The organism is Paenibacillus algorifonticola (genome assembly GCF_050481745.1).
Lineage (GTDB): Bacteria > Bacillota > Bacilli > Paenibacillales > Paenibacillaceae > Pristimantibacillus > Pristimantibacillus algorifonticola_A.
Map to the genome: position 1 here is coordinate 1 of NZ_JBCNGR010000039.1, position 14,114 is coordinate 14,114.

The following is a 14,114-nucleotide window of genomic DNA, read 5'->3' on the forward strand; positions in this document are numbered from 1 at the left end:
ATTAGGCTTGTTCTCATGAACGTGATGCATTAAAGAAAGGTCTGGCATAGCTGCTCCAAAATCCGGTCGGGCGAGTTGCCGCGCACATTTTTTTGAAACAGGTACGAATCGCTGCTGAGGGCGTTCATAAGCATATCTGTTTTGAATAAGCTGAGAGGCTGTGGTTGGTTGGTTTCTGCTATCCATTCTTCAATCAGTCCAAGAAGCAGCTTATGAAATTTGTCATAGATGGGACTTTTCGTTTTGGGGTCCGACACATTATAAGCTGAATTCTCGACACCGGCAAGCAGCTGCGCATTTTTCTCTCTGAACTGAATAAACACAGCAAGCAGCCCACGCAATCGGTCAGAAGGCGGGCGGTAGGCGTTCTCCTGCAAGTATTTCTCAATATCCTCAAACAACACCGTCACGTTGTCTTTGATTAAATGCATGCATAGATCACTTTTGTTGCGGTAACGCCGGTACAGGGTTCCCGCTCCGATTTGCGCCTCTCCGGCGATCTGGTTCATGCTGACCTGCTCGACGCCGTGCAGCTGAAATAACTTGTTAGCCGCATCCAGAATACGCTGGCGGTTCTCGGCGGCATCACGGCGCTCTGAACGGTAGGTTGTATTTGTTTCATTCATTGTTTATCACTTCCCATCCTTTATGTGAGCCCCTTATAACAATTGGAGAATTATCCGCTTAATCCTAGTAAAAAAGAGAGGAATGTGCTGACTAAGGAAGTCTGCATTGAAACAGTAGCAGTATTTTTTCTATGAGTCAACATCTAATGCAAAGAGGATTAATTATTTATTTATAAAAATAAGCTTGAAAAAAATAAATAGAAAATAAGAATAATATGAAGGAGTACCTAATAGGTATAAAACGGTTGCTTGATATGAAACTTTTCAAGCCTATGGATGACCTCTTGAATCTGGAGATCATCTGTTTTTGTGAGGATGTGGAATGACTATATTGTAAAATATATTCAATATTTACAAATAAAACAAACTCTTTAAAAGCCTTCACATCCACGGAGGCTTCTTGTTGTGTGGCTGCGATTTGCTAATGTCTGAGAGATTGCCGGAAAGGGTCATTCTAGCGTTAAAGTAGTGGTAAAGAAGTCATTCCAGCATTAGCACTGCCTACCATATTCAAGTAGGATATTCTATGCACATGTTTTAGCATTATCGTGATGGTCACTACATATGAGGAGTGATTGAATGCAAGCAAAAAGCTTGGTTCACCAGTTATTCGAGGAGCAGGCGGAACGTACGCCTAGTCGTGAAGCTGTTAGATTTGAGGAGAAGTCAGTAACGTACACCGAGTTGAACCGCCGCGCGAATCGGCTTGCGTATCGCTTGCGTGCGATCGGTATAGGTCCTGACGTGCTAGCAGGAATCTGCATGGAGCGTTCGATTGAGCTGGTCGTCGCGCTTTACGGCGTCCTAAAGGCAGGGGGCGCTTACGTGCCGCTGGATCCGGATTATCCGAAGGATCGCCTAGCCTACATGATTCAGGACAGCAAGGTAAGACGAATCATTACGCAGCGTCAATTCGCGGAACAGTTCGCTGGGTTCGACGGTGATGTACTGATTTTAGACGAGTCAGAGCCATTGGATGGATATGGAGATGAGGAGGGAAACCCGAATATTGCCTTGCATGAGAGCCATCTGGCTTACATGTTCTACACCTCCGGATCGACGGGAAGGCCGAAGGGGGCAATGAATACGCACGCTGCCATTCGCAATCGGGTCCACTGGCTGCAGAACACTTTCGAAATGGAGGAAAATGATAAGCTTCTTCAGAAATCTCCTTACAGCTTCGACGTATCGGTATGGGAATTTTTCTGGCCGCATATATGCGGAGCATGCCTCGTCATGGCCAAGCCCAAAGGTCACCTTGACAACGAATATATGTGGGAGGTCATCAAGCGCGAATGTATTACGTTCGTGCAATTCGTTCCGACGATGCTCCAGACGTTCTTGAGTGCGGAGCGGGCTCAGGACCTCCCCTTTCTAAAGCATGTTTTCTTATGCGGAGAGCCGCTGTCTGCCGCGCTCAACGAACGGTTCTGCCGTACGATGTCCGCGCAGCTTCACAACTTGTATGGTCCGACCGAGGCAGCGGTATTCATTACCAATTGGACCAGCGATCGCAGCTTGAACCGTTCGGTCATTCCAATTGGCCAGGCTATTCCTGAGAATGCTATGTACGTATTAAACGACCGCTATGAACCGGTCGCACCTGGTGAGATTGGCGAGCTCTTCATCAGTGGCATCGGGCTCGCGCGCGGCTATTACGGCAGACCGGACCTGACGGCCGAGCGATTCGTGCCCGATCCATACAGCAAGGAACCGGGAGCACGGATGTACCATACCGGGGATCTTGGACGCTGGCTTACGGACGGAAACCTGGAATGTCTGGGCCGCAACGACGATCAGGTGAAGGTACGGGGCTTCCGTATCGAGCTGGGCGAAATTAGCACGGTGCTTGAACAGCATCCAGGAGTCAATCAAGCTGTGACGGTTGTCTGCGAGGATCAGCCCGGAGACCAGCGCATTACCGCCTATTTCATTCCAAATGCTGAGTTCGCTCCCTCGATCAGCGAGCTGAGGAGCCATCTACAGCAGCATTTGCCAGACTATATGGTCCCTTCTTATTTCGTTGAGATGGAGGCCTTCCCACTGACCCCTAGCGGCAAGACGGACCGCAAGCTCCTGCCGAGTCCGACGCTGTCACGCCTGATGATTGGCCAGGCGTATGTTCCGCCGGAAACCTATATCCAGAAGGAGCTTGCCGTGATTTGGTCAGGCTTTTTCAGTTTCGATCAGCTCGGGCTTGACGACGATTTCATCGACTTGGGCGGCCATTCGCTCGTCGCAACTCAAATTCTTGTCCGGTGTGGGCATGTTTTCGGCGTGAAGGTATCGCTGAAGGATATGCTCACACAAGGAACGACGATTCGCACCCTCGCGTCAATTATTGAAGCCAATCTGCTTGCTGAGACTGACGATGCCGAGATCGAAGCGCTGCTAAGCGAGATGGAGCACCTGTCGGAAGAGGAAATTGAGGCGCTGCTGAAGTAACAGTCAGTAGATGATCAGGAGGAGACGATTCGTGGCAAATTTCGTTCTTAGCACGCATATGACGAACGGAGATGTACTGCCGTTTCTGCGGTTAGCGTCTGCACTTCGCCGGCGCGGTCACCAAGCAACCCTGGTGACTCACGGCGTATTTGCGCCGCTGGCCGAGAAGTCCGGCATCGCTTTTCGCGGCATCGATAAACCAGAGGAATACACCGAAATCATGAAGGATCTCTACATGATGGAGGATCCGCTGAACAAGCCCGACCTCTATGAAGCTTACCAACGCAAGTATTATTCGAAAGAGAAATTCCAGCAGGAGTATGACATCCTGACGGAGCTGTGCCAAGCGGAGGACTCCGTGCTGATCTGCAAGGAGCGTGACGGCTTCGTTGCAATGATCGTATCTGAGATGCTGCATGTGCCAATCGTCACGGGCGTTCTCGCGCCCAGCTATGTAACGCAGCTGCATATTTGGGAAGAGCTTGGACTGGACTTTGCGATATCACTTATTAACACTTTTCGCAGCGATCTTGGACTTACGCCTGTCTCAAGCTGGACATCATGGATGGGCGCCGTGAAAAAAAACATCGGTTTCTGGCATGAGAGCTTTGATGCTGCTGTGGAAGCACCAGAATGGGCGCTGAAGGTGGATACCGTCGGATTTCCGCTGGCCGATGCGATCGAATATGAGCCATTGCCAAACGACCTGCTAGATTTTATTCGCGCCGGCGAACCGCCTCTCTTGATTACGGGCGGGACAGGGAAAATGATTAAGCCGAATTTCTACCAAGCGGCAATCGAGGGCGTCAAGCTGCTGGGGCAGCGAACCATACTTGTTACGAGGCATGAAGAATTCATTCAAGGCGAGCTGCCGGATCATATTCGCTGGTACAAGATTTTGCCGCTCGCCAGTGCCTATCCGCTAATCGGCAGCGTCATCCATCACGGCGGCATCGGTACGATCACGGGAGCCATGACCGCCGCTGTGCCGCAGCTGGCGCTCGCGGCCGATACGGATCGGCCGGATAACGGAATGCGAATCAAGCATCTGGGCATAGGTGATTATTTGCCGCCGCTGCAGTGGGAGCCCGCGCTGATCGCAAATGCCATAAAAGGCCTTCAGACAAGCACAGTGAAAGAGCGCTGCCGTCAGTTAGCAAAGGTTATGGCGGAGCATGATACGATGGCAGCGGCCTGCACGGCCATGGAATCGGTAGTCGGCAAGCCCGACTACGCCATTGCCTCGGATCAGCTTATTGCTGATTACGTTGCAGCGCAGCGCCAGCAGTCCTTGGCGAGCGCAGTGACCGCGCCTGATCATCGCCTGAATGAGATCAATCAGTCACTATCAGCAGGCAAGCGTTCACTGTTATCGCAGTGGCTGGTGCAGCGCCAGCTCGGTAGTCATCCCCTGCCTTTGAAGGAGGCGCACTATGAGTAAAACGATTGATCGCATCGAGCAGCTTTCGCCCGAACGACGGGCGCTCCTTGCCCTGAAAGCCAAACAGAATAAGGCAAAGGCTGCCGCAGCTTCGTCCGTAATCCCAAAGCAGCCTAGGCAAGCAGGAGCTAACAAGTTCCCTCTATCATTTCCGCAACAGCGAATTATGTTTTTCGAAGAATATATGCCGGGGACGGAGCGGTACAATTTTGCCAACGGCTACAAGCTCATCGGGAAGCTGAATGTCTCTGCCCTGCATCGCACGCTGAACGAGATGTTCAAGCGTCATGAAATCATGCGAGCTGTTGTTGCTTATGAGGACGACGATTACGTGCAGATCATTCGCCCCGAGCTGACGATCGACCTCCCAATTATCGAGTTGACCGATGAAAACAAGGTCTATGAGCTTATGGAGAAGGAAGCCACGGAACCATATGATTTCCTGAACGGGCCGCTTGTGAAGGCAATGCTCTTCCGCTTGGATCCCGAAAAGCATGTTCTCGTCTGGATGACGCATCACTTAATTTATGATGGCTGGTCAGCCGACGTGTTCGACGAAGAGCTCGCCGCGATTTATCGTTCCTTAGCACTGGAAGTGCCGCTTTCCCTTCCGGAGCTGCCGATTCAATACCCGGACTTTGCCGTCTGGCAGAGGCAGTGGATGACAGGATCGGAATACGAAGAACAGCTGCGCTACTGGAAAAACAAACTGATGCCAGCACCGGCGACGCTGGATCTGCCGACGGATTACCCGCGCCCCTCGATTCAAGTTGAGCGCAAAGTCGGTTTCTTCAGCCTGATGATCGATCCATCATTCTCGCAGCGTATCCGCGAAGCGAGCAAGCAGCTCGGCTGCACGTCGTTTGTCCTGCTGCTAGCCGCTTACAAGGTACTACTCGCAAGCTACAACGGCAAGCAAGAAATCGTTGTCGGGACGCCCATGGCGAATCGAGGCAAGCAGGAAATCGAGAAGCTTGCTGGCTTCTTTGCGAATACGGTCGCGCTTCGCTCCGCGATTGATATGGGCAGCAGCTTCAGCGACTTTATCTCGGCAGTCCGCGAGACGGTGCTGGAGGCGAATGATCATCAGGATTTGCCGTTTGACAGAATCGTTGAAGAGATGAATCCAGATCGTGTTATAGGCCATGCGCTATTTTTTGATACCATGTTCCTGTTCGAACGGCATGGGCAGGCGCTGAGGGAACTGCCTGACCTTGAGATTGTACCGTTCGTAGGTGATCGTACACGAGGCGGGATGCTGGATCTGACGATGACGGTATTCGAAAATCAAAAGTTAGGCATGGAAGTTACTTTGACGTATCGCCTGGATCTATTTCGCGAGTCGACAATTCGGCAAATGGCGGAGCATTACTGCATGATTTTGGAACGCGTAATAGAAAATTCCGCGCTGCCGCTGTATTCAGTCGCGGCTCTCTCAGGCGAACAGCTGCGGAAGGTGATGGTCGACTGGAATGCCGCCGAGTCTACCGGGGCAGAGCTCCAATTGCCGCATCTTCTCGTGGAGCGTCAATCGGCCCTTACACCTATGGCTGCAGCTGTATGCTCAGAGGGGCGTACACTTACCTATCTAGAGCTGAATGAACGGGCTAACCGCTTGGCGCACTATTTGCGCGGCATGCAAGTCGGACCTAATACTACTGTTGGTCTTTATATGGAGCGTACCGTCGATATCATCGTCGGCTTGGTCGGCATCTTGAAGGCAGGTGGAGCCTATGTGCCGCTTGATCCTAAGCTGCCGGTGGAGCGCTTGCGAATGATTGCGCAGGAGGCTGAGGTATCCATCATCGTGACTGAGGAAGCCTTTGCCGATCTGCTGCCGCCGCAAAACGAGGAGGCAGCAGCGACGCCCATACGAATAGTTTCGCTCGACCGGGATTGGAATAAGATAGCGCAAGAAGATGCGGCCAATCCAGAAGTCGTCTCAAAGCCGGACGATCTTATGTATGTGCTGTTCACATCCGGATCGACGGGGAAACCGAAGGGCGTGGCGGTGGAGCACCGAAGTTATGCCAACTATTTGGAAGGCATCATGCAGCGTTTGTCGCTGCGGGAAGGCCTCCATTTCGCCATCGTCAGCACGCTTGCCGCCGATCTTGGAACGCCGATGATCTGGGGGGCGTTCAGAACAGGAGGGACCCTGCATGTCATCCCGTATGAACGTGCTGCTGATCCCGATGCTTTCGCCGCTTATTGCGAAGCGCATCCGATCGATGTTATGAAGATCGTTCCAAGCCATATGGAGGTGCTGCTCGGCGTAGCAAATCCCAGCGTCATCATACCGCGCGAGTGCTTGATTCTTGCCGGAGAAGCCTCGCATTGGGGGTCAATTGCAGACATTCGGCGCCTTCGTCCGGGCTGTCGGATCCAAAATCATTATGGTCCTACGGAGACAACCGTTTCCGTACTCACCTATGAGGTGCCAGTAGGTGGAAGCGAGCAAGATCATCTTGCGGTGCTTCCGCTTGGACGTCCGATACCGAACGCGCCGGTCTATGTCCTTAACGCTAATTTGCAGCCGGTTCCAGCTGGCGTCATCGGCGAGTTGTACATCGGTGGCAGCGCCGTGACGCGCGGCTACTATGGCAGGCCCGATCTGACAGCTGAGCGATTCGTACCCAATCCGTTCACAGACCGGCCGGGAGAACGGATGTATCGCACGGGTGACCTCGTTCGCCATTTGCCTAACGGTACCATTCAGTTTATTGGACGAATGGACCAACAGGTCAAGATCCGCGGCTATCGGATCGAGACTGGCGAGATCGAGCATGTTCTGCTGCAAATGGAAGGTTTGCGCGACGCGGTCGTGACCATTCGCGAAGATGAACCGGGAGACAAACGGCTGGTTGCCTATTTGGTACCGGAGCAGCGCTTGTTACCAGACGCTCAGGAGCAGGCTGTACGTGGGGCACAGCTCGATATAAGCGCGATTCGAAAACACATAAAAAGCATTTTGCCCGACTATATGCTGCCTTCGGCCTTTGTCGAGATCGAGCGGATGCCGCTTAACGCGAACGGCAAGCTGGACCGTGCCATGCTGCCTGCGCCAAGCGCTGCAAATCGTGCGGGCGACAATGGCTTTGCCGCGCCGGAGACCAAGGAAGAGCATGAAATCGCCGCTGTCTGGCAGGAAGTATTGGGGCTCGATCAGATCGGCATCAACGATGAATTTTTTGACCTTGGCGGCGATTCATTCAAGGCGATTAAGGTCGTACGCAAAATGGGCAATTCCTTTAGCGTAATGGACCTTTTCCAGTATCCAACGGTGCGTGAGCTGGCCGAGCATCTCGCATCCGGCGCTACACGGAGCGACGATCTTCTGATTGAATTCAAAAAGTCATCGAACATCGGGGGCAAAGCAATTACGCTAGTCTGCGTGCCGTATGGCGGCGGTAGCGCAATCACATTCCAGCCAATGGCGAAGGAATTGCCGCCCAACTATGCCTTGTATGCGGTCGAACTGCCCGGGCATGATTATAGTCGACCTAACCAGTTGCTAGCCTCGCACGAGGAAACGGCGGATCGGATAGCACAAGAAATCAAAAGCAAGGTCAAGGGCGAAGTTTATCTCTACGGCCATTGCTTAGGCGGGGCAATGGTGCTCCGTACCGGGTTGCTGCTGGAGCAAGCAAATGTGGAGGTAAGCGGCATTTTTATGGCAGGCACCTTCCCGGGAGCCAGATTGCCATTCAAGCTGACGGAATGGTGGCATCGCTTGTTCCCACGGGAGAAGTGGACGTCCGATAAGTTCGCACGCGACATGCTGCGCGCCTTTGGCGGCTTCGATGACGAAATTTCTCCAGAGGAGCAGAAGTTCGTTCTGCGCAATCTGCGGCATGATGCACGAGAAGCGGAGGATTATTACACAGCGCTCTATGCACTGCCGGATAAGCCAAAGCTGAAGGCACCGGTAGCTTGCATCGTGGGTGGCGCCGATCGAATGACCGAGTTCTACGAGGAACGTTATATGGAGTGGCACGATTTCAGCGAGGATGTGCGTTTGCATGTTGTTGAGCATGCCGGGCATTATTTTCACAAGCATCAATCAGACCATGCCGCGAAAATCATGTCGCAGCAGATTCGTGCATGGGAGGAAGAACGTGACAACGGGGAAAACCGATCAACAAGGAATACGGTTTCTCCGAATCCTTCTGCTCCTCAGCATGTACCGACACTTGCTCTGGAGCAGAAACAAAAGCAGAAGGATATTCAGCCGAGCGTGAAATCTTTTCTCACGGTGACGCTGTGCTTAATCATTGCGACAATCGGCACGTCACTGACAGGCTTTGCGCTTGGTATCTGGGTATTTCAGCATACCGGGTCGATTTCGGATTATGCGACGATCTCCCTTTATGCGATTTTGCCCACGCTGCTGCTGCTTCCGGTGGCCGGTGCGGTTGTGGACCGCTATGATAGACGAAAGGTGATGCTGGCGGGACAATTGTTAGCGTTAGGCTCGGTGATTTTCCTCGCGACTATGCTCTATCTGGATGCGTTGTCGTTATGGGCGATTTATGTGGCTGCAGGAATCGGATCGATCTCAGGTGCATTCACGATGCCGGCTTATCAAGCAGCAACAGCGCAACTCGTGCCGAAAAGGTACTTAGGACATGCAAACGGATTAGGACAGCTTGTCATGTCCTTGAACGGGATTATGGCACCTGCGCTAGGAGGAGCTTTGGTTGTATTGATCGGTCTGCAAACCATTGTTGTAATCGATCTGGTGCTGCTCAGCTTGTCTATAATCATCCTTTCACTGATCCGATTCCCTAACTTGATGTTCAAGAAACGTGAGGAACCGATGGGCAGGGAAATCGTCGGAGGATGGAAGTATATTATTCAGAGGAAGAGCATGGTCGCGATGGTTGTGTTTTTTATCGTTGTCAATTTTTTCATGAGCTTATATAACGTGCTGACAACGCCGTTTTTACTGCAGTTCATGACTGCTGACAAAGTAGGCATCGTTATCGCGTTTGAGGGTGCAGGACTATTTATCGGCTCGATCCTTATGACGATATGGGGCGGCTTCGACCGCAGGGCGGATGGAATGGTCGGTTTCGTTATGCTGACCGGTTTATCGATTGCGGTTGCCGGAATCTATCCTTCGCTTGTAACGGCAGCGATCGGCTTGTTCGGCTTTGGCTTTGCGCTGGCGCTTATCAATACGCACTGGCTGGCACTCATACAGACGAAGGTAGGGCTTGAGTTGCAAGGCCGCGTATTGGCAACGAACCAAGTCATGGCCTTCAGCATGCGTCCGCTTAGCTTCCTGCTTGCTGGACCGCTTGTTGCATCTGTTTTTGTTCCGCTTGCATCAGCGCTGCCAGCTGGTACAGAAGCTGCAGGGGTGTTTGGATCGGGAGCCGGGATGGGTATCGGGCTGTTAATTACTTCAATTGGCGTTATCTTGTTCGTCTGGGGATTACTCGGTATGCGTTATCGGCAGCTGCGTCATATGGAGACAATTTTGCCGGATGCCGTTCCAGATGCCGTTATTATTCGAGATAAGGATCAGTTGCAGCAAATAGCAGACCGCCAGATGGGCGTTGGAATTTAATTGTGGAATAGGGGAGGGTACTTTTGATGGAGAACGAAATACTAGAATTCAGCTACAAAGTAGTCGTCAATGTCGAGGAGCAATATGCGATATGGCCATTGCATCTGAACAATCCGGACGGCTGGAGCAGTGCCGGCAAGAGCGGGACGAAGGAAGAATGCTTGGCTTATGTGAAGGAAGTATGGAGCGACTTGACGCCCTTAAGTTTGCGTCAAGCATGAACGTTGTTCCAGCCATCTGTGCGTTGAGCATGGAACGGCGTTCGCACCAAGAATAGCTTGAGCGTATTGCACACCTGCTGTTAAAGTAGTAGAGCGAAGTGCTCCTAATTATACAGTTTTGCCGGGCGTTGTTCGTAAACAGGGAGCATCATGCATTGTGCAACCTACTTGTTAAAGAGCACGCTCGGATGTTCTTATTGATTTGGATGGGCGAACGGGTAGGGTTAACCATTTCGAATGGTTAACCCTTTTTAATGCAATTGTCGACTATGGATTTGGGTAACTATGATTCAATAACAATTATTATGTTAACAAAGAGAGGCTAATCAGATATATGGTAGAGAATCATCTCCTAAGTTGCCTACGAGATTTACAATTGATGGTGGTCATTACATGCAAATGGTCGTATATTAATAGTATGTGGATTATGAGAGAGATCAATGACCACATTACGTAATGATAAACGATTCTACATAGAAAGAAGTGAAAAAATGAATTTTCAACCGCTTGTTTCATTTGTTGACCGTATCACTTCTTGGCGAGTTCCGTGGGCAGAGGTACTGGTGATGTCTCAAAATGATATCGTTTTCCGTTACCGTAGCGGCTATGCTAATCTTGAGGAACAAATGCCTATTAGTGATAGAGCGATCTTCAATCTCTACTCCTTGACGAAAATAATGACCTGCGTTGCAGCACTTCAACTGGTGGAGAGAGGCGATATGCTGCTAAGTGATCCGCTTTCCGATTATCTGCCAGAGTATGCCGAGATGACGGTGAGGAAAACTTTGCCGAACGGGGAAGTTAGGCTTGAAAAAGCAACCCGTCTCATTACGGTGCGCGACTTGTTTACGATGACTGCCGGGTTCTCCTATGATATAGGTACTCCATCTTTTAAGGAAGCTGTGCGTAGCACCAACGGAGCATTGCCAACACGCGCTTTCGCGAAAGCGCTTGCCAAGGAGCCCCTGTTGTTTGAGCCAGGTACGCATTGGAACTACAGCATGTGTCACGATGTGCTTGGGGCATTGGTGGAGGTTGTCAGCGGAAGACGCTTTGGTACGTATCTGCAAGAGGAAATCACCGGACCACTTGGCATGAACGATACCGCATTCGATCTGAACGATGAACAGCAGACTCGACTGATTCCGCAGTATAGGTACAATGACGAGCTTGAAAAAGCCGTACGTATGGATGGAAACGGGTACCGAATCGGTACCGAATTTGAGAGTGGTGGCGCCGGATTATTGTCCACAGTTAGTGATTATTCACTATTCCTGAACGCATTGACTGGGTACGGAACCAGTCCGGAAGGCGTCCGAATTCTGTCACAAGCCTCGATAGAGCTGATGCGCACGGACCATCTGAACGAGCAGACCCGCGGCGATTATTCATGGGATCACATGAGTGGGTATAGCTATGGCCTCGGTGTCCGTACTCATGTCTCCAAGTCATTAAGCGGTTCACTGAGCCCGGTCGGCGAATTCGGATGGAGCGGCGCAGCCGGGTGCATGGCTATCATTGATCCGGATTCCAAGCTTACCGTTATGTATGCGCAGCACCTTCTGAACAGTCAGGAGCCTTACGTTCAGCGACGCTTGCGAAATGTGGTGTATTCCTGCTTGTAATGTGGAAGCTGGGCGATCCATTGTATCACTTGTAATACGGAAACGGATGAAGGAAGAGACAGATTTGGCGTAATCGCTATATCTGTCTCTTTTTGGGTCGATTGAAAATACAGCAAGTTGACATCATTCTTTCTTCAACCCCATATCATCTCGCATACGTTGTTTGTGTTAGACAATCTGTAAAGTAAGGAGTACTGAGGCTTGGCTTATAATAATTATAATTACGTAAAATAATAATTTGACGAATAATTATATATAGGTTATTTTTAACTACAGGAGGTTCTTACATATGGACAAACAAACGAAGCTTCATTATATGAATCGCATAGATGAAAAATTAAATCAATTGCCGTGGTTCGTGACTGAATTTATTGATAGCCGTAAACGCAAGCTTTCTCCAACAACGCTTCTTAATTATTGCCATGATTACATTATATTTTTTGACTGGTTGGTTGCAGAAAACTTAACAACGGCCAGCCGTACAGAGATTAGTTTAGCTTCATTAGAAACGCTGACCATTCGTGAAGTAGAGAATTTTTTATCTTTTTTAGAGTATCAGCTGGGTAATACTAATCTCACGATTAATCGCAAGTTATCGTCACTGAAGTCCTTGTTTGATTACCTGCAGAACAAGGCTGAGACGGCTGAGCTGAAGCCCTATATTCAGCGTAATGTCATGGCCAAGATGGATTTAAATGTGGTCAAGGAAAGCCAGGAAACCATCGCAAACCGTATTGAAGGGAAAATTCTCAGAGAAGACGAATTTGAGACGTTTAGACAATTTGTAGCCCATGATTTTGGAGAAGTAAATAAAGAGAACAAACGGATTCATAACTTCCATCAGATGAATCGTGAACGGGATACGGCGATCGTATCGCTTATTTTAGGCTCCGGACTTAGGCTTTCTGAGGTTGCCGGCATTAACCTGGAAGATCTGGATTTAAGTAAAGCTATCGTACGAGTGATACGCAAAGGCAATAAAGAACAATACGTTTACTTTAGCAAGCAAGCCTTATTAGATGTGGAAAGTTATCTGCAAATTCGAGAATCAAGATACAAACCAGAAAAACTGGAACCCTTTTTGTTTATTGCAGCTCCTATTGGCCGTAAAGGAAAAAGTCGGCGCTTAACGCAAAGGTCCATTGAAAAACTAATCGAAAAATATGCAGCCGCTTTTGGGAAACCAGCTTTAACCGTACATTCACTAAGACATTCTTTCGCGACACGATACCATCTAGAGAACAATGATGTACCGAGATTGAAAAATCAATTAGGACATTCATCGATACAAACAACCATGATATATACACATCTAACAGATGAAGAGATGAGGAAAGCTGTAGATAACATGGACCGATAAACCTGCGTGGTTACTCGGATTCCCACATACATGTTCACAAAACCTGTATTTTATACATATGTCTTATTGAACACCACGATCAGAATGGATGATTAAGCCTTTCACTGCATACGTAGCTTACTGTCGGAGGACAAGAACTTGTACCGTTAAAGGACAAGAACTTGTACCTATTGCTGTTTACTTCTCTTTTTACACTCCTTTAAATTTTTTAAAAGAAGTATAGAGAAGCGTTGAGATGAAGATTGATTAAACGCATTTCTTTCAAACTCAGTATACTAACAACCCTGCTCCGCAAGGGCATTATACAATATTTAATATATAAAGGCGCGGTATAATTAAGGTTTGCATTCGACGATCCCGGCCAATGCAAACGAATAAACAAACAGCGACAGACAAGACTTCATATGTTTAGAAAGTGTCTGTCGCTGTTTGTTTGATTTCCAACCTAGAGAAACATACATTCAATATTCATAACAAATTATTTTTTCACTTTACGTTTGGGTTTTGTCAGGTCAAAACTATGTTTTACCATACCGTGAAGATCATCCTCCGGAAGTTCTCCATCTAGGATAACCGTATTCCAATGCTCTTTGCTCATATGATATCCCGGTTTAACTTCTTCAAATGCGTTTCGAAGGAATTCGGATCGATCAGGATCACATTTTAAATTAACACAAAGATGGCCATCTTTTTCAAATATTAACGCAAATATCTTCTCGTTTCCTTTGTGGCGTATGGCTGTCCAACCATCTCCAAAAGGATGATCCTCATATGAGGCTGGATATGACAAACCGTATTCCACGATTTCTTCTAATTTCATT

The 14,114-nt window shown here is 49.4% G+C and carries 8 protein-coding genes; 6 read left to right on the forward strand and 2 right to left on the reverse strand.

Features of this window, described 5'->3' with window-relative positions; translation table 11 throughout:
- Positions 1-29 precede the first annotated feature (29 nt).
- Positions 30-626 (reverse strand): TetR/AcrR family transcriptional regulator, encoded by a 597-nt coding sequence (locus ABEW34_RS27380; protein WP_430163555.1) that lies wholly within the window; start codon positions 624-626, stop codon positions 30-32.
- 579 nt (positions 627-1,205) lie between these two features.
- Here ABEW34_RS27380 and ABEW34_RS27385 point away from each other — a divergent pair.
- From ABEW34_RS27385 to xerS, 6 genes are all read left to right on the forward strand, one after another.
- A complete protein-coding gene (locus tag ABEW34_RS27385) occupies positions 1,206-3,071 on the forward strand; it encodes a non-ribosomal peptide synthetase (RefSeq protein ID WP_430163557.1) in 1,866 nt (621 codons plus the stop codon).
- A 31-nt stretch (positions 3,072-3,102) separates the two neighbouring features.
- Entirely contained in the window at positions 3,103-4,512 is a 1,410-nt protein-coding gene (locus ABEW34_RS27390) for a glycosyltransferase (RefSeq protein WP_430163560.1), read from the forward strand.
- Complete coding sequence (locus ABEW34_RS27395; protein WP_430163563.1) at positions 4,505-10,087, forward strand: amino acid adenylation domain-containing protein; 5,583 nt, start codon at positions 4,505-4,507, stop codon at positions 10,085-10,087. The genes ABEW34_RS27390 and ABEW34_RS27395 overlap by 8 nt, the downstream gene beginning before the upstream one ends.
- 26 nt (positions 10,088-10,113) lie before the next feature.
- A complete protein-coding gene (locus ABEW34_RS27400) occupies positions 10,114-10,308 on the forward strand; it encodes an MbtH family protein (RefSeq protein ID WP_430163566.1) in 195 nt (64 codons plus the stop codon).
- A 491-nt stretch (positions 10,309-10,799) separates the two neighbouring features.
- Positions 10,800-11,933, forward strand: a complete 1,134-nt coding sequence (locus tag ABEW34_RS27405) for a serine hydrolase domain-containing protein (protein WP_430163569.1) — start codon at positions 10,800-10,802, stop codon at positions 11,931-11,933.
- 289 nt (positions 11,934-12,222) lie between these two features.
- The gene (gene xerS / locus ABEW34_RS27410) at positions 12,223-13,293 is read left to right on the forward strand and encodes a tyrosine recombinase XerS (protein ID WP_430163572.1); all 1,071 of its coding nucleotides are present in this window, start codon (positions 12,223-12,225) and stop codon (positions 13,291-13,293) included.
- A gap of 478 nt (positions 13,294-13,771) precedes the next feature.
- Here the strand turns inward: xerS and ABEW34_RS27415 are convergent, their stop codons facing one another.
- Entirely contained in the window at positions 13,772-14,113 is a 342-nt protein-coding gene (locus ABEW34_RS27415) for an MmcQ/YjbR family DNA-binding protein (RefSeq protein WP_430163575.1), read from the reverse strand.
- Position 14,114: the final 1 nt, after the last annotated feature.

What these genes read in the sequence shown, in the direction of transcription:
- ABEW34_RS27380 (WP_430163555.1), bottom strand. Translation starts at nt 626, where the DNA reads ATGAATGAAACAAATACAACCTACCGTTCAGAGCGCCGTGATGCCGCC.
- ABEW34_RS27385 (WP_430163557.1), top strand. Translation starts at nt 1,206, where the DNA reads ATGCAAGCAAAAAGCTTGGTTCACCAGTTATTCGAGGAGCAGGCGGAA.
- ABEW34_RS27395 (WP_430163563.1), top strand. Translation starts at nt 4,505, where the DNA reads ATGAGTAAAACGATTGATCGCATCGAGCAGCTTTCGCCCGAACGACGG.
- ABEW34_RS27400 (WP_430163566.1), top strand. Translation starts at nt 10,114, where the DNA reads ATGGAGAACGAAATACTAGAATTCAGCTACAAAGTAGTCGTCAATGTC.
- ABEW34_RS27405 (WP_430163569.1), top strand. Translation starts at nt 10,800, where the DNA reads ATGAATTTTCAACCGCTTGTTTCATTTGTTGACCGTATCACTTCTTGG.
- xerS (WP_430163572.1), top strand. Translation starts at nt 12,223, where the DNA reads ATGGACAAACAAACGAAGCTTCATTATATGAATCGCATAGATGAAAAA.
- ABEW34_RS27415 (WP_430163575.1), bottom strand. Translation starts at nt 14,113, where the DNA reads ATGAAATTAGAAGAAATCGTGGAATACGGTTTGTCATATCCAGCCTCA.